This is a genomic window from Pseudoalteromonas rubra (assembly GCF_005886805.2).
Taxonomy (GTDB): Bacteria; Pseudomonadota; Gammaproteobacteria; order Enterobacterales; family Alteromonadaceae; genus Pseudoalteromonas; species Pseudoalteromonas rubra_D.
This window is the reverse complement of the sequence record NZ_CP045429.1, coordinates 3,505,327-3,525,208: the sequence shown is the minus strand read 5'-3', so window position 1 is coordinate 3,525,208 and position 19,882 is coordinate 3,505,327. Positions and strand designations below refer to the sequence as shown.

Genomic DNA, 19,882 nt, shown 5'->3' with positions numbered 1-19,882 from the left:
CTCTGGGTAATCCAAAAATAAAAATAGGGAAAATGTATGCATCAACTAAAACTTGGCCGCACTATGCGTATCGCATTGTTCGGTGCAGCCACTGCGCTCTGTAGCTTACCTGGGCTAGCTGCAAAAGGAGACGAAGGGGTACTCTCTGCAGCCACTTTTAAAGGGTTAGAGCTGAGAAATATTGGTCCTGGCTTTATGTCAGGTCGTATTGCTGATATCGCCATTGATCCCCAAGATACCAGTGTCTGGTATGTAGGGGTTGGCTCCGGCGGAGTATGGAAAACGCATAATGCAGGCGTGACCTGGCAACCCATTTTTGATGATCAGCCCGTTTACTCAATCGGTGCAGTAGTGTTGGACCCAAATAATAGTAATACCGTTTGGGTAGGCACGGGTGAAAACGTCGGCGGTCGCCATGTCAGCTTTGGTGATGGTATCTATGTCAGCCATGATGGTGGCGCAAACTGGACCAATATGGGGCTGAAAAACTCCGGTCATATTTCTGAGATCATTGTACATCCAACGGACTCAAATACACTCTGGGTTGCTGCACAGGGCCCACTGTGGAGCAAAGGTGGTCAACGTGGTCTGTACAAAACCACCGATGGCGGAAAAACCTGGGATAAAGTGCTGGGTGATAATGACTGGACCGGCGTGACCGATGTGGCCATCGACCCACGTGATCCTAACGTATTGTATGCTGCTACCTGGCAACGGCACCGTACCGTAGCGGCGTATTATGGCGGTGGTCCGGGTTCCGGCTTACATAAATCCACAGATGGTGGCAAAACCTGGCAAAAGTTGGCGCAAGGGTTACCGAAAGGAGAAATGGGCAAGATAGGCCTTGAAGTTTCCCCAATAGACCCGGATGTCGTGTACGCCGCCATTGAATTGAATCGCCGTACAGGCGCCGTGTATCGTTCGGCTGATCGGGGTGCGTCGTGGGTTAAAGGAGCCGATGCCGTTGCTGGTGGTACCGGACCACATTACTATCAGGAACTCTACGCCAGCCCTCACCATTTTGATCATATCTACCTGGCTGGTGTACGTTTGCATGAGTCCAAAGACGGTGGCAAATCTTTTAAACGGATGGAAGAAAAGGATAAGCATGGTGATAACCATGCCATGGAATTTATTGCCGGTGATAAGAACTACATGATGGTGGGGTCCGACGGTGGTTTATATGAAAGCTTCGACAGTGGTGTGCACTGGCGCTACCACGAAAATCTGCCGGTGACTCAGTATTATAAGCTGGCGCTGGATGACGATAAGCCGTTTTACAATATTTACGGTGGGACACAGGACAATAATACTCAGGGTGGCCCGTCTCGTACTCTAAACAGCCACGGTATTCTCAACACTGACTGGAAAGTGGTGTTGTTTGGTGATGGTCACCAGCCAGCCACAGAGCCGGATAACCCGGATATTGTGTATGCGCAATGGCAGCAGGGCAACCTGACCCGCTACGATCGCACCACAGGTGAGATAGTTTATATTAAGCCTCAGCCGGGTAAGGGTGAAAAGCCTGAACGCTTTAACTGGGATGCCCCCATTCTGGTTAGTCCACACAAACCTTCACGGTTGTACTTTGCCTCACATAGGGTTTGGCAGTCGGAAGACCGTGGTGACAGCTGGACACCTATCTCGGGTGATCTGACTAAGAATCGAGAACGAATTCATCAGCCTATCATGGGTGGTAAGCAGGGCTGGGATGGTGCCTGGGACATGTTTGCGATGTCACAATACAGCACTATTACATCCTTGTCTGAATCTCCCCTGGTGGAAGGTCTGCTGTATGCCGGTACCGACGATGGCCATATTCAGATCACTGAAAATGGGGGTAAGTCCTGGCGTAAAGTGGATGTCAAGCGATTGCCTAAGGTACCAAATACGGCATTTATCAATGACATCAAAGCCGACTTGTTCGATCCTGACACGGTTTATATTGCGCTGGATAATCACAAGTTCGGCGACTATAAGCCTTACTTACTAAAAAGTACTAACCGTGGTAAGTCCTGGAAGTCAATTGCTAGCAATTTACCTGACAAGCACCTAGTTTGGCGTGTAGTACAAGATCATGTCGACCCGGATCTGCTGTTCGCTGGGACTGAATTTGGTTTGTTCTTTACTGTCGATGGCGGTAAGCGTTGGGTGGAGCTGACGGGTAATGTTCCGACGATTTCGTTCCGCGACTTGGCTATCCAGCGTCGTGAAAATGACCTGGTGGGGGCCAGCTTTGGCCGGGGTTTCTTTGTTCTGGATGACTATCGGGCGTTGCGTAACCTGTCAGAAGACAAGCTGGAGCAGGGATCTTTACTATTCCCAACCCGTGATGCGCTATGGTATATCGAGCGCAGCCCGCTCGGTGGTGGTGAAGTGGGCACTCAGGGTGGTAACAAATACCGTGCACCGAATCCGGATTTTGGCGCCACCTTTACCTACTATCTGAAAGACGACATCAAGAGTCTCAAGGCACAGCGCCAGGCAACAGAAAAAGCACTGAAAGAAGACGATAAGTCGGTGGGTGTACCAGCATGGGAAAAACTTGAAGCTGAGGTGCGTCAACAGCAACCTGCCATTTGGTTCACTATTCGTGATGAGCAGGGTAATGTGATCCGTAAGGTACAGGGTAAGACCAAAAAAGGCCTGCATCGGGTTAACTGGGATCTGCGTTGGCCTGCGCATCAGGCCATAGGCGTACAGGGCAATTATTTCTCACCTGACCCGCAAGGCCCACTTGTGACGCCGGGCACTTACAGCGTTAGCATGAGCAAAGAGGTTGATGGCCAAATCACCCAATTAGAGGCACCACAAACCTTTAAAGTGGTGCAGCTGCACCAGCGTAATGCCCTAAAGGCCATTGATGGCGAAAAAGTGGCCGCGTTCTGGAAAGAGTTGGCTAATGTACAGCGCGTAGCCAGCGCTACTGGTCAGGCATTGGGTAAAGCCGTGAAGCGACTGGATATGCTTGAACAGTCGCTGGATCGTACCTCAGTCGCCCCTGGTGAGTTTGATAGCCAGTTTGCGACTATCCGCAACCAGTTACTGGCACTGGATAGCCGCCTGAACGGTAATCCTGCTAAAAACCAGGTGGGTGCCTGGAATGACGAGGCCACAGTAGGTGACCGTTTGTTCCACGCATTGATTGGTACCAGTTATTCGACGTACGGTCCGACCCCTGCTATTCGTACTAGTGTGGATCTGGCAACGGAAGAACTCAGAGCGATCCGCAATGAACTGCAGACTATTCTGAGCGAGACTATTCCTGCGTTTGAGCAGCAAATGCAAGCCAAAGGGGCACCTTGGGTCCCAGGTCAGTCATTGCCAAAGATTTAATCTGTCACTACATTTAGAAAACTAAGAAAAGGGCTCAGCTGAGCCCTTTTCTTTTATCACGTGAAGGAATACATCTGTGTACATGTTCAGCTCGAGTTGGTTAAATTAATAGTCGCTCTGTTAAGTAAATCAGAGTCCTGTGGTGCTTTTACTGGCCTGGGACACACGCTTACTGAAATTAAATTAAGGACGAGGTGCAAAAATGACAAACATCCGATTGGCAACACAGCAAGATTTATCCGGTATTGTGAAATTGTATAAAGAGTTACGTGGACATGATCCTCATATGAGCGAGCAGGTGCTTGAGTCGACTTGGGCTGAGATGCTGAATAACCCGGGAGTGAGTATCGTGGTTGCTGAGGTAGACGGCCAGCTGGCATCAACTTGTCAATTGGGTGTGGTACTGACACTTACCAACGGGTGCCGCCCATTTGGCATCATTGAACATGTCATTACCGCGGAGTCGTTTCGTCGTCAGGGGCTTAGTGAGCAGGTGCTCGAAAAGGCGTTGTTGTGTGCCTGGGAGCAGGGTTGTTATAAGGTGATGTTGTTGTCTGGCGCGACCAGAGCCAGCGCGCATAAGCTGTATGAAAAGGTGGGATTCAAATCGGGTGTAGAAAGTGGGTTTGTTATTAAGAGCCCGGTTCAGACAGCGTAAGACTCTGCTACGTTGTTGCTATGTGGCATGGATGTGTCACTCGGTGTGTGGCATAAATTTGTCTGTATGATGTTCGTCTCATAGGTGTTATCCGCCAAAGTTACTATTTTATTTATGAATATCTCAAATTTATGGTCCACCGGACTTGAGCAGGACAAACCCCAGGAAATGGGGGCCGTGCTGGCCGAGTATTTTAATCCTTATTTAAATAAGCAATTTTCACTCAAGCTGATCAGCCCCGATGATTTGCCCCGCTTTTGCCGCTGGATGAATGATCCCCGGATTGCGCATTTCTGGCAACAGGCCTGGAGTGAAGAAAAACAATGGCAGTATTTGAGTGACAAATTAGCCGATGCCCACACTTTGCCTTTGATAGGATACCTTGACGAGCAGCCTTTCGCTTATCTGGAGGTATATTGGGCGGCGAAAGACAAGCTGGCACACTACTATGAAGCCGACACTTATGACCGCGGGATACATTTGTTAGTGGGTGAGCAAAGTTGCCGAGGACCAAATAATTTTCGAGGCTGGATGACCAGCCTCAGTCATCTGATCTATCAAAGTCAGCCACAGACTCAGCGCATTGTGCTGGAACCCAGAGCCGACAATGCGCGCCTGATGACCCGCATGGCAGAGCTCGGTTATGACAAACAATTCGAGTTTGATTTCCCCCATAAACGTGCTGCATTATTGATGGCTCATAAAGCGCATTTCTATGAACATATCTTCGCGGCATACGGTGCGTGCGAACCTGCTGTTTAGAACATTGGCATACGCTATGTGAATGTGTATGGTGTGCTTATATATCTGTAAAGGAATCGATCATGGACCATACACAAGCCCACACTTACCTGCTCAATAAACCCTTTTCTTCTGTCGGGCAACCCTTTGGACCAGGTGTGGATGTGTTTAAAGTGAAAGACAAAATGTTCGCCACCTTGTCACCGGGCAGATATAACGAAGGTGAAACGTGCCATTGGTGGCTAAATTTGAAGTGTGACCCGGATGAAGCACAGGCATTGCGGGATATTTTTGAGGCTGTGATCCCCGGTTATCATATGAATAAGCGACTTTGGAATACGGTGATCCTGGACGGCTCAGTGCCCCGCGGAGAAATTGAGCGCATGATCGATAACTCGTTTCTACTGGTGGTGCAGAAGATGTCCAAAAAACAGCGAGAGGCTGTATTGCTGCACCTTTAGTGTTTTAATCACAATTGGGTTATTCTTGTTTCCGAGTAGGATAATAACAATTACATAACACTATGCGCTACCAGTTCGATGACTTTGAGTTCGACAGTATTGATTTGATATTGCTTCGTGCGGGCACCGCACTTGCTATTCGCCACAATGAAGCAAAATTACTGGCTCTGTTACTGGCAAATACCCACAGAGTGTTGAGTAAAGAGGAAATTCTGGATCAGGTCTGGCAAGGCAAAGTCGTCTCTGAACAGGCGGTGTTTCAGAATATCAGTCATTTACGCGCCTTATTTGGCAACGATGCGATCAAAACTTTTGCCAAGCGCGGCTACCAGTGGCAGCGCCAGGTAACAGCCGTGAACACCGCGCCGGTAACGCACTCACTCACCACTCAGGACACTGTTCATACGCCTGTGACCGCGACACCCGCTGACGCTCCAGTACGCCACAGGGTCAGCAACTGGCTGGGAGTATCGCTTATCTCCTTATTGGTGTTGCTGGCATTTATCTTTGTGGTGCAGCGCGATGAAGTGCAATCGACACATTTTGCGATAACTTATTTGCCATTTGAAGGCACAGAGCCTGAACAGTGGCAACTACAAGACACCATGCAGCTGAATTTTACGCTCCTTACTACGCTTTCTGCGGCGCATTTCAGAACATCGCAGGAATTGTTGTACCCAGAGGTGACAACGCAGCATCCGGTGATCCTCACTGCCAGTGCGCGTCAGATTGACGCGCTTTGGTATCTGACTTTCTGGCTCAAAGGCCCGGCGGGTCAGTGGCAGGGGGTGTTGCATGGCGCAACTCCACAAGCCGTGCAGCAGAAGCTCTATCAGCACCTCAGTCAGCCGGTTGTCGCGTCTTTGTTGCAACATACCCAATCACCCGATCTTAGGCTGGCCATGTTGACGCAGGCCCACCAGCGGGCACCTAAAGATTTGATCCTGCTGGGAGCATTGGTTAATGCGTATCTGGATGTACAGGAATTAGAGAAAGCAATGGCCATGGCTGAAAAACTGGCCGTGCTGGCCAAAGCGCAGGCTAACTCACAGCAAGAGGGTCGCGCTCTGGCGTATCAGGGTGAGATTTTGTTACGCAAAAACCTGGTCGACCTCAGTCTGATAAGACTGGACGCCGCATTGCAGGCGCTGGAGATCAGCCAGGATCTGAGAGCTCAGGCAGACGTCTTGCACAGTCGTTCCTGGTTGCATCATTTGCAGCGGGATTATGAGCAGGTTAAAGCGAGCCTGCTGCATTCCGCACAACTGGCCCGACAGACACAGGACATTGCCAGAGAGTTAGATGCGCTGACTTACTTGTCGATAATGGCAAGTAAAAACCAGCAAGATGATGATAAGTATCTTTATTTAAGGCTGGCAGAGGAAAAAATGCGGTACTATGAGCTGCCGGTTTACCACTTTGCTAAAGTGCCTTTCCACTATGCTATTTTTGCAGATAAGCCCGCTGACAAAGAACCACACTATCGGCGCGTGCTGGAATATACGACACTGACACCGAATCATTGGGTGGCTCAGTCCAGCCGTAAATTTTTGGTTCGTTATTATTTGCGTGAAGCGCGTTTTGAGGAAGCTGAATCACTGATCTCCAGTGTACGTCAGGATAATGCGGAAAATGCTTATCTGTCAGTTATGTACGCGGCTGCCGTGCAAACTGAGAGTGAACTTTTGCCCCTGGCGTTGCGTGCCTTTGAGCTGGCTCAGCTGTCAGGAGAGCGCCGGATTGGTCTTGATGTGGCGTTGCTGTTATGTCAGATGCCAGTTGAGTCAGGCGTGAACAGTGATTTCTATGCGCAGTATATCAGTGAGCATGCGACGTCAGACTGGCGAACGCAGAATGAAGCACAGTTGCTGGCACTCAATTTAATGGCTGCGGGCAGATAGGTAGGGTATTACCCGTCAGACTCAGAGGCGATGAGGGCCGCTGAGCCTGACACGCAAGGTTATATCAATTTCACTTAATACCTGGTCTATTTGAAGGAGCAAATAGGACGCTAACAGTGTTAAAAATTTCTCATTTAGAACAACTAAATAGCAAAATTTTTGCCTTGTTATCGACCCTATTTTCTCGCCTCAAAATAGACCACTTAATTAAGCAAATTGGTATTAGTAGACGAAAGGGATCAGCTTTTTGGTTTTGGCTGCGTATTGGTCGAATTTCTCGCCATAACGCTCAGACAAGTAGCCATCAAGTGCCGGAATATGGAAACTGATAAACGAGTACGCCATAAAAAAGGGCAGCAATAGCGTCCAGAAGTTATAGCTGAGTAAGCACCAGCCCGTGAACAGCACGACATCACCAAAGTAGTTGATGTGCATTGAATACTTGAACAGACCCTCTGTGTAGCATTGGCCTTTGTTTGCTGGATTTTGTTTCCACCATTTTCGTTGGATCTCAGAACCACTGTTCAGATATGAGCCAACGGCCAGCAGAACCAGCGCCACGATGTCCAGAGTACCAAATGGGATCACTTCGCTTCTGAATGCACCACCGCCGACCAGTAACAGGCCTATTTCGAAAAAGGCCATGAAGCACAGCAAACCCAAAGCTTCTCCCCAGTCAATTCTGCGTTGCAGCAGGTAGAGTACTGTAATGGCATGGCGCAACCAGTAGACAAACACACAGGCCAGCATGAGCAGGGCTCTGTCGTTATCAACCAGCGTCCATTGTTGGCCAAATACTTGGCCAATCAGAGTCCAGCCGTCAGCTACTGCCAGCCAGGCACAGAAGAGCACTAAGCCAAAGTGCAGGCCGACAAAGGTCCACCTTTGCGCTATGGTGCGGCCATGCTCGCGATTGACTCCACCACCGGCACTTTGACTGTCCGAGTTCTGATTTATTGTTTCCATATTTTTTCCTTCAATCATATTAACTTAGCTTTAGTCGATATCATCTACTGGAGCTCTGCGCTGAGTTCCACTGGCGCAGTTGGACGGGTGCGATAGATGACGTAGTTACACAGAGATATTAGTGCCAGTGTGGCAGTCCCTAGGGTGATCCAGGCCGCTTGACCGGTCTCGATGGCCCAGTACAAAATGAGGCCATATAACACTTGTGTGACGGCCTCCATAGGCAGGCCTAGCTTGGCGCCATCGAACACTAAGCCGTTAAAGTGACAGAGCCAGAAAAACAGCAGGGACAGGCTCACTAAAGGCAATGTGGGTAGCTCGCCAAAATAACTCATCAGATAGGTAAACAGCACCACAATACTGCTAAAGCGCACGAAGGCAGTCCATTTGGTGCGTTTACAGATGTAAGGGTCTTTTGGCTTAAAGTCTTTGGACTTTACTTTGGCGGTGAGCGAGTAGAAATCGGCTTTATTGGCGTTTTTAGGAAGCCAGGCTGGTGGCGCAAAAATAGAGCACAACACCTCAAACACAGAACGTGAGCATTTAATTTTTTGCCAGATGGTTTTGAGGTAATAAGAGTTGATCACCAGTGGACTAAAGCTTGGGTATGATTCACGCACACCGTATACCACCGGGTCGCTCTCCAACTCTCGCTGATAGGTGCCAAACAGGCGATCCCAGATGATTAAGATGCCCCCATAGTTTTTGTCGATATACTGACGGTTACGCGCATGATGGACGCGGTGCAAAGAGGGGGTATTAAAAATTTTGTCTGCGCGAGGGGTTTTTTTCAGGTATTTGGTGTGAATACAAAATGCCCAGATAATTTGGGTATAGCTGGCGGCCAGAAATACTTCCAGCGAAATGCCCATAAATGCCATAGGGATAAAGGTCATCCACATGGTCAGTTCGGTGAAATAGCTGATCCGGATGGATACGCCAAAATTAAAATTCTCCGCCGTATGGTGTACCAGATGGTCGGCCCAGAATAGCCCTATCATATGATGGAAGCGGTGGTTCCAGTAATACAAAAAGTCATAAACTAAGAATGCGAGTAAATAAATCAGCGGGTTGCTCTGATCCAGTTCGACCAGTCTGTACTCGTTGTAGACCAAGGTGTACAGGGCAACCACGGCGAGCAAAAAGATAAACGACAAGCCCAGATTGCCCAGTGCAATAGTGGCATTGGTTAGGGTGTCATTGAGGCGGTAGTTTTTTTGCTTTCGCAAAAAATTGATGGTTGCCAGAATAAAAAGCGGGCCCAGATAAAAGGGCAGGGTATACATTACTTCTTCGGTAAAGTTGAGATCCATGTTAATCCCTTAGTGTGTTGTCTTAATTAGTTGAGGGCAGCAGCCAACAGGCTTGCTGTCTTTTTATGATGCATATGTCATAAGCATCGACATATGGAATAAAATAACTTTGTAAATTTATATTAACATTGATTTATCCTTAATTTCACTAATTTTGTTTACTGTTCCTTGCTATTACACCTTACCCCCTTTGTATACAGGGGTTGTAGGCGAATGCCCAATAGAAAATGGTGGTTAACATTGTGTTTTTTAAATGTGAATAGAAAATGGATGTGGAATAAAAATTCCCTGCTGTTTTATGCTCAGGAATATAAATAGAGTGTTTGGTCAATGTTTTTCAGTTCAGGCCGATACGGTGTGCGGGATATAAAAAAGGAAATGAAAACAATGACTAAATATGTATTACCTCTGCTTGGGTTGATGGCGTCTGCCGCAGCGGTTCAGGCTTCAGACACAACAACACTGGTCAGTCAGAATTTTGATGATGGCTATGTCGGTTTGTTTGTAGCAGACGGCGCATTGAGCCAGTTTGCAGCAACTCCGCTGTCACCCATCAGCGGGGCAAAGAGTCTGGCGATGACCAGCGAAGGCCATTATCGGGTCGGTACTGAGGCGCTGATCATGCGAACGCTCCCCGAGGTGAGTCGTTTGAATGCGTCGTTTGATGTCGCGATGCCACTATCCGACAGTGAAAGCCGCAGCCCCGACACCCTAGTGCAGTGTGTGTTTGAGATAGAATATGCCGATGGCAATGTGTACGAGTCTTATGTTTCACGTAATGATGAAGTACCCACCTATCAGGACAGTATTTATTCCCATGACTGCCAGGTAACCTTGCTAGCGGGCAAAGCCATTCACAAAGTTACCTGGTTTCTTGACAGCTACGCTTTACCCAATGAAACCGTCTACCTGGACAATCTTGAGATAACACTCGAAGAGGGGAGCCATCAAAGCAATGCCGAAGTGGAATTGTTCTCACCAGGGCAAGACTTCTCGACGCTCACCGAGGCGCAGGTTGACGCCTTTTTTAGTCATGCTCCCACTTTGACGCATGCTAATGGGGTGGCAAGTTTGCGTTTAAACCAGACTGCATCCGGCAGTTATGCTACGCGCTTTCACCTTGCAGCGCCTGACTTCTCTCATACTCACCCTGAGTATATGATCTATCAGGCTAGCATTACCAACCCAGGTTCGCAGCCGGTAAATACGCAGCTTTATAGCAGTGCCAGTTATCAAAAGCAGTTCCGCAATGTTGATCACAGTGCTGCCTTTGCGCCTAGTTATTACATTGCACCAAATAGTACCACCGTGGTGCCGATTATTGTTGACCTGGGTAGTGATGGCTTGACCACAGAGATTACCTCTACTGAGCTGCGTATTACCGCGGACGGAGCTGTGTCCTTAAATAGTCTGACGCTGCTTTCCGGTACCAGCTTGTCGGATGGTTTGGTGACGATCTCGACGTCAGGGTTTGAAACTGATACCGGCGGATTTACAACACGTTCGCCGCAAGACGTTACCCTGAGCAATCAGAATCTTCAGGTCATCAGTGGTGAGCATAGCCTGGGATTTGAGATGAGTCCGTGGCGCCAGGCTAGCTTTACACATTACTTTGGCTGGGGCGCAAAATATTATGCGGATAAAGTCTATACCCAGTTGGCTGTACAGCTGATGGAAGCGCAAAAAGACACGCCCGTCAGAGTGTGTACAGACGTATATTACATGAATGGTGCACAAGATAGCCATTGTGAAGAGCGCATGCTGGGGGTGGGCAGTTTTCAACTGCATGAAGTTTACCCGGTCGACTCTTCGCGGCCGCTTTATCGCATGATTGTCCGGGTTCGGTCCTATGGTAGCGTTAGTATTAAAGGGGAAATGGATAATTTTGTGCTTGGATACTGGCCTGCAATCCCACCGCAGTAATCGTGGATCCTGTAAACGGGCACAGGTAAGTGTGTGCCCTTTTACCTACAGCATGGTTATCACAACGCCCTGCTGAGCGCGAGCCTGATTACCCTTCACTGAATTTTATGGTAGATACCATAAAATAGCGTTTCCCAGGACTTGCCCTCATTGCCTGAGGACTGCCAGTGCTGGTGTACTGTGTTATTCTTTTTGGGTTGCCAGGTGATGCGGTGTAAAACAGGCTTGCCTTCACTGTCCAGCCCCGGGCCTTGCAATACCATGCCGTCATTGTAGCGGTTGCCATTGAGTTGCAGCAGCAAACCGGCATTGTCGGTCCAGCTTTGATGCCAGTGTTGCTGTTGTTTATCGAAGATATTTAAACTCTTACCTTTATACCCGGAAACTGCCTGATATTCCTCTAAAATGACACAGCCGTTGAGTATTTTGGTGATTTTACTATTGCCTGCAAACTGCCCCTTTGACATGACTCGCCATTCCCCTATCCAGAAATCAAAAGCATGATACTGAGGACTGTCACAGAGCGAGCGTGCACCTATGCTTGATGAACAGAGAAAGAGGGTGAGTAAGAGGCAATATTTGATTAGCATGTTAAGTTATAGTCCATACAGTCTGCTGGTTAATCAAAGTTAGAAACGCTTTTTCAGGCCTATGTTAAAAAGTAGCGCTTATTTCAATGAATGGGCAAACTTATGGGGCGCGTTTTCGTTATGTTATTGCAATTTGTGGAGGAATACTGACCTTAACAGAGCAGATTGCAAGTGCAGGGGAAACTTAGTTTCCCCCGCTTTAATGGTTAGTCGCGATTCAGCGCTAGCCAGTTGAGTTTCCAGTTGGTGTCGTGGGACTGAAGTTTCAGCGTATGCTCGCCTGCACTCAGGTAAACACGCTCTCCTTGTTGGGTTTGCCAGTCATGATAGCCACCGGTGCCCCTGACCGCGTGTTTTGAGACCGTTTTCCCGTTGATTTTGACAGAAAAGCCTTTGCCATCGCGTGGTCCGGCAATCCGATAACTCAGACGATAGTGACCACTTTGATTGACTGTGATCTGGTAGTCAATCTCAGCACCTTCGGCAATGCCACCGCCACCGGTCAGATTGAATCTCCCCTCCGTATCTGAGGTTCTGTCGGTATTCGCGCCAGTGACGGTGTGCGCATATTCAGCTTCGATGCGGCCCGGAACTGTAAGCGCTTTACCTTGGGTTTTGACCAGATTACTGTAGTTGCTTTGCAGGTTGCGACGTACGGCTACCACAGCATATTCGTAAATATTGGGCGAGGCATTGGCATCGATAAACTGCGTGTCGATGACGTTGTCGGCAATCAGTTCAAACATAGAGCCTGCGCTGTAATTACGATAAACCCGGTAGCCAAAAATATCTGTTTCTTTGCTACTATCCCAGCTGAGCATCGCTTTACCATCGATTTGGGAAAGCGTCAGGTTAGTGACAGGCTGGGGATAAGCAAACTGCTGATCCCGGCGTTTTTGTTCCTGCTGTTGCGCAAAGGCAAGCTGCCGCTCGAATTGACGAGTTGCTTTGCCGGGCTTGGGGGCCTGGCCATCCAATGCGATGCGAAAGCCCTCGGCGGCACCCGCAAAGTCTTCAGGCATCCCACCGCGTTGTGTTACAGGCCAGATATTCCAGTGCCAGCTGCTGCCGCGTGTAGAGCGGGTTTCACACTGCTCTGACTGGAACGTTCGACCATCAGAGTGGGCATTATTGTAGTTGTCTTGATAGCAGTCACCCATAAACTCTGCGACATTGCTCAGCATGTCATGCAGACCATATGGGTTGGGTTTGTACATACCGACGACGCTGGCATAGGTCGCATGATCAACACAATCGGCAAAGCCATCAACGAAGTTGACATAAGAGCTGTTAGTGGAGCGTTGTAGCTCATTTTCTCCGCTCAGGTCGGCGGTGTTCTCATATTGACAAACAGAAGGGTGTTTCGGGTCATTGCCAAAATAAAATCGGCTTGTGGCAGCGCCGCGAGCTGCATATTCCCACTCTGCTTCACTGGGCAAACGGTAGGGTTTCCCGGTCGTTTTTGCTAACCAGTCAACATAGGCTTTTGCACCTGCCCAGCTTACGCAGATAGCAGGCTGAAATTCATTGTGGGTCAAGCTGTTATTATCCCAGCTACCGGGCGTATTGCCGATGAACCAGTTGTCCAGTTGGTGATAACAGGCCTGTGGAGCCTCGAAGCCGGTGGCCTTTATAAAACGTCGATACTCTCTGACGGTGACCTCGTATTTCCCCAGGCTGAACTCGGGCAGGGTAACAGTACGGACGGGTTGACTGTTTTCGTTTTCTTTACTGCCCATGTCAAAGCTGCCCGCTGGGACAGTCACCATGATGGGTTCAATGGGCGTAAGGGGTTTGCCAGCTAGTGCGGGTGCACTGGCCAGTAGCACTAAGCAGGTAGAATAGGGAAGAGTCGCTTTCATCATTATTTTTCCTGTAAAAAAGACGGCTTTACCATGCCTAACCTGAGCGGGAGAAATCCTAGCGAATTTTTACAAAGTGAGGAAAATAGAAATATTCTAGAACGATTTGGCGATAAGGCCGGGTTTAAGTTATTGACTTTTATTCTTATTTTTATTTAACACACATGGTGAAAACGAAATGGAAAGTGGGACGGAAATGGCAGGAGTGCAATTGAAAAGTGATTTGTGTGGAGAGTCTGGCCGCAGGGCGCGGCCAGAAAATCATCTTTATTGCTCTGCGGCCTGCTTCGCCAGGTACTCGTCGTACGTGCCCTTGAAGTCAATGATCTGACCGTCTTTGATTTCCCAGATACGAGTCGCCAAAGAGGATACGAACTGGCGGTCGTGTGATACGAAGAACAAGGTACCTTCGTATTGCTCCAGTGCCATATTCAGTGATTCGATAGATTCCATGTCCATGTGGTTAGTTGGCTCATCCATCAGTAGAATGTTTGGCTTATGCATCATCAGTTTGCCAAACAGCATTCGGCCTTGCTCACCTCCGGAAATCACTTTTACTGACTTCTTGATGTCGTTTTGCGAGAACAACATTCGACCGAGGAATCCACGAACCACCTGCTCGTCGTCACCTTCCTGCTGCCATTGCTCCATCCACTGGAACAGGTCCAGGTCTTTCTCGAATTCGTCCGCGTGATCCTGAGCATAGTAACCAATGTTGGCATTCTCTGACCATTTAAACGCACCCGACTTAGGCGCCATGCGGCCAGCCAGGGTATTCAGCAGGGTGGTTTTACCTACGCCGTTTTCACCGATGATCGCGACTTTTTCACCCACCTCAACCAGGCCATTGAGGCCACTGAACAGCACGTCTTCATAGCCTTGTGACAGGGTTTCCAGCTCCAGTGCATTCCGGAACAGTTGTTTGGACTGTTCGAAGCGAATAAACGGATTCTGACGGCTCGACGCTTTAACTTCTTCCAGCTGGATCTTGTCAATTTGTTTGGCACGCGATGTAGCCTGCTTCGCTTTTGAAGCGTTTGCCGAGAAGCGTGATACAAACTGTTGAAGTTCAGTGATCTGGGCTTTTTTCTTAGCGTTGTCAGCCAGCAGACGTTCCCGCGCCTGAGTGGCCGCAAGCATGTATTCGTCGTAGTTGCCCGGGTAAATGCGTAACTCGCCGTAGTCGATATCGGCCATGTGCGTACACACAGAGTTCAGGAAGTGACGGTCATGCGATATGATGATCATGGTGCAGTCACGCTGATTCAGCACATCTTCCAGCCACTTGATGGTATAAATGTCCAGGTTGTTGGTTGGTTCGTCGAGCAGCATGATGTCCGGCTCGGCAAACAGCACTTGTGCCAGCAGCACCCTTAGTTTCCAGCCTGGTGCCACTTCAGACATTGGTCCGTAATGTTGCTCGGTAGGAATACCCACACCCAGCAGCAGCTCACCGGCTTTAGCTTCGGCAGCATACCCATCCATTTCGGCAAACTGGGTTTCCAGGTCGGCCACTTTCATGCCGTCCTCTTCACTCATTTCAGGTAACGAGTAGATGCGATCGCGCTCCTGTTTGATTTCCCAAAGCTCTTTGTGGCCCATGATAACGGTATCGACTACTGAGAATTCCTCGTAGGCAAATTGATCCTGGTTCAGTTTCGCGATGCGTTCATTAGGATCATATGACACGTTACCTGCGCTGGCTTCAAGCTCTTTGCTGAGGATCTTCATGAAGGTTGATTTACCACAGCCATTGGCGCCGATCAGACCATAGCGATTACCATCGCCAAATTTAACCGAGATATTTTCAAACAGTGGCTTAGCGCCAAACTGCATGGTGATGTTGTTACAGGAAAGCATAAGGGGTGCTCATTAAATTCAATTGCCGCGATTTTAGCATTAAATCGCGGCAGGGGGGGAGCAAGGTGCGGGTTTATACACAAAGATTATTTGCTAACTGATGCAGGGTCAACGCGACGGTTTGCTGGGTTAACTGAACGTACTCACAATTCGGTGCGATCTGCTTGCCGACGACATAGGCCTGATGGGCGGCCTCCAGCATGGCAATGTCATTGACATCGTTACCAAAACACACAGTTTGCTGCATATTCAGGCCAAGCTCCAGCAGCGCTGTGAGCTTGTTGCTGCGTGCGGGCACCAGATCAAAGCAATGGTGGCCATTGTGATGATAGATTTCAAAGCTGCTCAGGGTCTGCTTACACATGTGCTTGACCTGATCATGATGCGCATCTTCCAGGATCAGGAGTTTGACTATGGGCTCATGTCTTAGGGTCTGATTGCAGCCTGGCGGAATGCCAAGGTCGGCCACATGCTGATGAAAATGATGAGGCTTATCGGAGATGGCATACTGCCAGTGACCATCAAATAAGTACGCTATCTGGTGATTATCGAGCCAAGCAAGTAAGTCTCCCACCTGATCCGGGTCGAAGCTGTGTGCTTTGACTACCGCTTTGTTTTGACTGAACATAGCGCCATTGCAGCCAATAATTGGGTGGTGCCAGAAACAGTCAGGCAAGACGGGGAGTGTATCTCTTAGTGGTCGGGCTGTGGCGAAGTATACGTTGCCACCACTGCGCTCAAGTGCTAACAGGCCATCCCTTATGTCGTCATGCATGCGTTGGGCTTGGAATACGGTCGTGCCATCTAAATCAAAAACAAAATTCATCGTTACATCCAGGTACAAAAGAGAGCGTTTACTTTGCCAAACTAACCACTTAATATTTTAGTTATTAGCTCATTATTTATAAATATTAGCTCCATTTGACTGTTAATACCGGAAAGCCTGCACCGATCCGATTTGCACTGAATCAATCTGTACAGGTTAAATACATCGAAAAACAAAAAGTCATGTTTGAATGGCATCAGCATGATTGCTTCGAACTGATCCTGACAATCGGAGCACAGGGCAGTGGATTTATCGGTAATGCCATTCATGAATTTGATGACATTGACCTGGCGTTGGTTGCACCCGGAGTGCCCCATACCTGGGACAGTCAGGCACCCAATGATACGGCTGAGCTGGTTGTGGTCGTGTTATGGCCTAAGGCACTATTGAACTGCGCCATTGCGGAGCTGGCAGACTTGCAAGGCTGGCTTGAGCGTATTGAGAGTGGGCTAGTTTTCAGTCGGGATGCTGCTGAGCAGGTGCGTGAACAGTGTCTGGCGCTTCACACGAAAAGTCCGGTTGGTCGGTTGGCTTTGCTATGTGAGATACTGACGGAGCTGCGCGCCTGTCCTGCCAAAGGGATCCGGCTTGCTCATTCGCGTATCTCAGAGCGGCTAGCGCGTGTTCAGGCCTTCATTGCCAGTCAGGTTGACAATCCTCCCAGTCAGGCTCAGTGTGCAGCGCATATCAATGTCAGCACCGCGACGCTAAAACGGTGGTTTCAGCAAGAACTTGGCTGCTCTTTTTCTCAATATTGCGCGCTACTGCGCTGTCAGCGTGCCCAGCATTTACTGGCAACTGAGCATCGGCCTATTGGGGTGGTGGCACAACAATGCGGCTTTGTCAGTGCAGCCTACTTTAATCAGTTTTTTAAAGCACAAACAGGTATGACACCCAGTGCTTATCGGCGTCAGTTTAGCTGGCGCAAGCGTTAGCTTTTGGGTTGCGTTGGGGGAGTTGGAAACAGTGTCAAATCATCCAGTATGACCAGCTGTTCGCTGTTTTCATCCAGCGTAAAGCGTAACTGGCAAGGGTCACAGGTAAGCGCCTTTTGGGCCAGATAGTGTGGAGAGACCTCAAGGTGATACTTTCCCTGCTTCAACTTGTCAAAAAAGAAAAAGCCATCTGATTCTGTGTAGATAATGGTTTGTTCACCGCTGGTTTCTCGGGTCAGTTGCAGCGCCACCCGGCCAGTGAGGTCCTCAAGTTTGCCGTCGTCATTACGCAGGGTAATGATGCCCTCAGCTTCGAATTGCAGGTGAAAAGGAACGTCAACAATGGGCTGAGCACCTGGATGCAGGTCGGCTTCTATGAGTCCAAATTGAGGTTGTAAGTACAGGACGTCCAACTCATTGTGTTCTACTTCCAGTGTCACAGGACGATTTGCGGGTAGGTGAAGCACTGTTCTGGCTTGTGGATGAGAAACAGTGTCAACCTTGTTGCCATGCATCATCACGGCAATATCAGGTAAATACTGGTCTTGCTCATCAAATCGTTGATTGTTATTACGATCGTAAAACGCGCGCAGCTTGACGGAACTGCTTTGTCGACCACTTTGGCTGCTGATGGTGCTGAGCGGCCTTGGCCCGTAAAACGAAAATGAGCAAGATAAGCCAAATTGCCAGCCATTGCTTTCATGGTAGGTGGCACTGGCATTGACTGCCATCGCATCGAAGGTTTTTGATAACGAAAACGATGCGGTATTTCGGCGCTGAGTGAAGGAGCGGCGCAGTTGCAAAGAGCCGTGATAGCCGTTGAACTGATTGGCGTAACTGAGCGCCAGAGCATGTTGTTCAAACAAGCCGGTTGACTTGTTCCAATTAAACCTCGCTCTGCCCCAGCTGCCAAACAAGCTGCCAATCATGGAGTATTGCTGCTCATGCGCGTCATCGCCTCTTATTTGACTGACGTTTGTGCTAACACTTCCTGAGTCTGCCTGGTAGCTGAGGTAGCCATCAACAGATTTATAACGTAATTGATTTATCTGGCTGAGGCCTAGAGTTGAACTAAACTGCCAGCGATTGAATGTCTGTTCATAATTTAGCGTATTGATGTTTTCCTTGCCAAACTGACCATACCCACGCTGGGACGCAAGGCTTAAAGTTTGTGTGGTACTCAGTGGGGTCAGCCATTTCAAATCATAGTGGAACTGCTCATGTCCGCCCGCTTTGAGGCTCCATTTGGCATCGCTTGATCTATTTGCCCGCTCCCAGCCCAGATACCATAAGAATGTTTTTTGGCGGGTGTTTTCCAGCCATTCGCCACCAAGGTTTAATTCGTCCCGGGCACTGACGACATAGTTCAATTGTGAGTTGAGGTATTTTTCCTGTGGGTTAAAACGCCTTTTTTTGAGTATGGATGCTTTGGTTGTGTAGGCCGTTAAGTTGGTATACCACTGTCCGGGTTTATAGCCAGAATGCGCCTGATGCGTGACTGCCCGGCGAACGCGTTTTCCGTCTGGCGACTGGATCATCAAGTGATAACTGTGATTCGAGTTAAACACCTGGAGCGGCCGAAAGCGGTACTGACCATTGGCTGTTACCCGCACCAGGTCAAACAACACATCATTGCGATAGAGCTCGACGTCACTGCCAGGCTCTGCATAGCCCTGGATGATGAGTGGTTTACTCGCGCTGTTGTACGTCGCCCCATATTGCACACCCAAACCGCTTCCGCCGGCTTGCAGCAGTGCGCCTGTGAGACCTTGCAAGTCGCCAAACTGATATTCGCTCAGCTCAGTGAGATTGCGGGAGAGCTGGAAACGTCCGTTGCGTTTATCGTTGTCAGAGTCAGTGAGTATGATTTGTGCCTGATGGTGCGCCAGATCCTGGTTGACTGAAACATAGGCCGAAGCACTGGAATTTTGTTTGCTATCCGATGCAGACAGTTGCACATCGACATAAGGTGCTGTGTACCATTGGTACTGGTCGTTCAAAACAAGCTGGTTGGCGCGTTTTCGCTGCATTGCAGCAAGGATATTTTTTCGAGCCTCGCGTTTTTTTTCCTGTGAACTGGGGTGTCTGTCCCGAGTGTCAAAAGCCAGCACCTGAGTGCGCGTATTAAACTCTGAATCAATGCCGAGTGCCGCCAGTATGTCGAGCCGGATATAGGGCTCTCCATCTAACGTAACCCAGTGCGCTTCATCCAGTTCAATATCGATTTGTTCACTCCAAATTTCACCGGATAAGCGGTTGCCTGTCGGGTCAATAGTGAGGTGGCTAACGAGCAAGGCATTGAGGTTATTCTGGGATAAATAATAATCTTCGTAGTTGTCGGTGATTAACTCTGCCCCTTCGGGAAAGTTTTGCTGGTCGACATACAGATCAGCAAATACAAAGTCGGCAATATCGCCTACTTCCCGGGCTGAAGTGTGCGTGCAAAAAAATGGCAATAGAAAGAATAAAACGTATAGATACTGCATGGTAAAGGCCCGGCTGGGCCGGGC

General features: G+C 49.0%; 14 protein-coding genes. 7 read left to right on the top strand and 7 right to left on the bottom strand.

Features of this window, described 5'->3' with window-relative positions; genetic code table 11:
* Nucleotides 1-36 precede the first annotated feature (36 nt).
* The 5 genes from CWC22_RS15315 to CWC22_RS15295 all read left to right on the top strand — a co-directional run bounded on the left by CWC22_RS15315 (nucleotide 37) and on the right by CWC22_RS15295 (nucleotide 7,097).
* A complete protein-coding gene (locus tag CWC22_RS15315) occupies nucleotides 37-3,336 on the top strand; it encodes a VPS10 domain-containing protein (RefSeq protein WP_138538607.1) in 3,300 nt (1,099 codons plus the stop codon).
* Between the two features lie 202 nt (nucleotides 3,337-3,538).
* A complete protein-coding gene (locus CWC22_RS15310; protein ID WP_138538608.1) occupies nucleotides 3,539-3,994 on the top strand; it encodes a GNAT family N-acetyltransferase in 456 nt (151 codons plus the stop codon).
* A gap of 114 nt (nucleotides 3,995-4,108) precedes the next feature.
* A complete protein-coding gene (locus tag CWC22_RS15305) occupies nucleotides 4,109-4,756 on the top strand; it encodes a GNAT family N-acetyltransferase (protein WP_230090580.1) in 648 nt (215 codons plus the stop codon).
* Nucleotides 4,757-4,818: 62 nt separating this feature from the next.
* Complete coding sequence (locus CWC22_RS15300; RefSeq protein ID WP_125562802.1) at nucleotides 4,819-5,196, top strand: MmcQ/YjbR family DNA-binding protein; 378 nt, start codon at nucleotides 4,819-4,821, stop codon at nucleotides 5,194-5,196.
* Nucleotides 5,197-5,258: 62 nt separating this feature from the next.
* Complete coding sequence (locus CWC22_RS15295) at nucleotides 5,259-7,097, top strand: winged helix-turn-helix domain-containing protein (protein ID WP_138538609.1); 1,839 nt, start codon at nucleotides 5,259-5,261, stop codon at nucleotides 7,095-7,097.
* 222 nt (nucleotides 7,098-7,319) lie between these two features.
* On the opposite strand, the gene CWC22_RS15290 is transcribed toward CWC22_RS15295, so the two are convergent.
* Complete coding sequence (locus CWC22_RS15290; protein ID WP_138538610.1) at nucleotides 7,320-8,063, bottom strand: DUF1295 domain-containing protein; 744 nt, start codon at nucleotides 8,061-8,063, stop codon at nucleotides 7,320-7,322.
* A gap of 44 nt (nucleotides 8,064-8,107) precedes the next feature.
* Complete coding sequence (locus CWC22_RS15285; protein ID WP_125562796.1) at nucleotides 8,108-9,376, bottom strand: sterol desaturase family protein; 1,269 nt, start codon at nucleotides 9,374-9,376, stop codon at nucleotides 8,108-8,110.
* Between the two features lie 387 nt (nucleotides 9,377-9,763).
* On the opposite strand from CWC22_RS15285, the gene CWC22_RS15280 reads away from it, so the two are divergent.
* Entirely contained in the window at nucleotides 9,764-11,299 is a 1,536-nt protein-coding gene (locus CWC22_RS15280; RefSeq protein ID WP_138538611.1) for a hypothetical protein, read from the top strand.
* A gap of 95 nt (nucleotides 11,300-11,394) precedes the next feature.
* Here the strand turns inward: CWC22_RS15280 and CWC22_RS15275 are convergent, their stop codons facing one another.
* From CWC22_RS15275 to CWC22_RS15260, 4 genes are all read right to left on the bottom strand, one after another.
* The gene (locus CWC22_RS15275) at nucleotides 11,395-11,766 is read right to left on the bottom strand and encodes a hypothetical protein (protein ID WP_138538612.1); all 372 of its coding nucleotides are present in this window, start codon (nucleotides 11,764-11,766) and stop codon (nucleotides 11,395-11,397) included.
* A 329-nt stretch (nucleotides 11,767-12,095) separates the two neighbouring features.
* Nucleotides 12,096-13,754 carry an SUMF1/EgtB/PvdO family nonheme iron enzyme gene (locus CWC22_RS15270; protein ID WP_230090579.1) on the bottom strand — a complete coding sequence of 553 codons (1,659 nt, stop codon included), beginning with the start codon at nucleotides 13,752-13,754 and terminating at the stop codon, nucleotides 12,096-12,098.
* 264 nt (nucleotides 13,755-14,018) lie between these two features.
* Nucleotides 14,019-15,611, bottom strand: coding sequence for an ABC-F family ATPase (locus tag CWC22_RS15265; protein WP_138538613.1), 1,593 nt, complete (start codon nucleotides 15,609-15,611; stop codon nucleotides 14,019-14,021).
* A 73-nt stretch (nucleotides 15,612-15,684) separates the two neighbouring features.
* Nucleotides 15,685-16,437 carry an HAD-IIB family hydrolase gene (locus tag CWC22_RS15260; RefSeq protein ID WP_138538614.1) on the bottom strand — a complete coding sequence of 251 codons (753 nt, stop codon included), beginning with the start codon at nucleotides 16,435-16,437 and terminating at the stop codon, nucleotides 15,685-15,687.
* Between the two features lie 95 nt (nucleotides 16,438-16,532).
* Here CWC22_RS15260 and CWC22_RS15255 point away from each other — a divergent pair, with 95 nt between their 5' ends.
* Nucleotides 16,533-17,372, top strand: a complete 840-nt coding sequence (locus tag CWC22_RS15255; RefSeq protein WP_138538615.1) for an AraC family transcriptional regulator — start codon at nucleotides 16,533-16,535, stop codon at nucleotides 17,370-17,372.
* On the opposite strand, the gene CWC22_RS15250 is transcribed toward CWC22_RS15255, so the two are convergent.
* A complete protein-coding gene (locus CWC22_RS15250; RefSeq protein WP_138538616.1) occupies nucleotides 17,369-19,858 on the bottom strand; it encodes a hypothetical protein in 2,490 nt (829 codons plus the stop codon). The two genes, CWC22_RS15255 and CWC22_RS15250, sit on opposite strands and share 4 nt — an antisense overlap.
* Nucleotides 19,859-19,882 lie beyond the last annotated feature (24 nt).

Coding starts and splice junctions, on each gene's coding strand:
- CWC22_RS15315 (WP_138538607.1), top strand. CDS start 37: ATGCATCAACTAAAACTTGGCCGCACTATGCGTATCGCATTGTTCGGT.
- CWC22_RS15310 (WP_138538608.1), top strand. CDS start 3,539: ATGACAAACATCCGATTGGCAACACAGCAAGATTTATCCGGTATTGTG.
- CWC22_RS15305 (WP_230090580.1), top strand. CDS start 4,109: ATGAATATCTCAAATTTATGGTCCACCGGACTTGAGCAGGACAAACCC.
- CWC22_RS15300 (WP_125562802.1), top strand. CDS start 4,819: ATGGACCATACACAAGCCCACACTTACCTGCTCAATAAACCCTTTTCT.
- CWC22_RS15295 (WP_138538609.1), top strand. CDS start 5,259: ATGCGCTACCAGTTCGATGACTTTGAGTTCGACAGTATTGATTTGATA.
- CWC22_RS15290 (WP_138538610.1), bottom strand. CDS start 8,063: ATGGAAACAATAAATCAGAACTCGGACAGTCAAAGTGCCGGTGGTGGA.
- CWC22_RS15285 (WP_125562796.1), bottom strand. CDS start 9,376: ATGGATCTCAACTTTACCGAAGAAGTAATGTATACCCTGCCCTTTTAT.
- CWC22_RS15280 (WP_138538611.1), top strand. CDS start 9,764: ATGACTAAATATGTATTACCTCTGCTTGGGTTGATGGCGTCTGCCGCA.
- CWC22_RS15275 (WP_138538612.1), bottom strand. CDS start 11,766: ATGTCAAAGGGGCAGTTTGCAGGCAATAGTAAAATCACCAAAATACTC.
- CWC22_RS15270 (WP_230090579.1), bottom strand. CDS start 13,754: ATGATGAAAGCGACTCTTCCCTATTCTACCTGCTTAGTGCTACTGGCC.
- CWC22_RS15265 (WP_138538613.1), bottom strand. CDS start 15,611: ATGCTTTCCTGTAACAACATCACCATGCAGTTTGGCGCTAAGCCACTG.
- CWC22_RS15260 (WP_138538614.1), bottom strand. CDS start 16,437: ATGAATTTTGTTTTTGATTTAGATGGCACGACCGTATTCCAAGCCCAA.
- CWC22_RS15250 (WP_138538616.1), bottom strand. CDS start 19,858: ATGCAGTATCTATACGTTTTATTCTTTCTATTGCCATTTTTTTGCACG.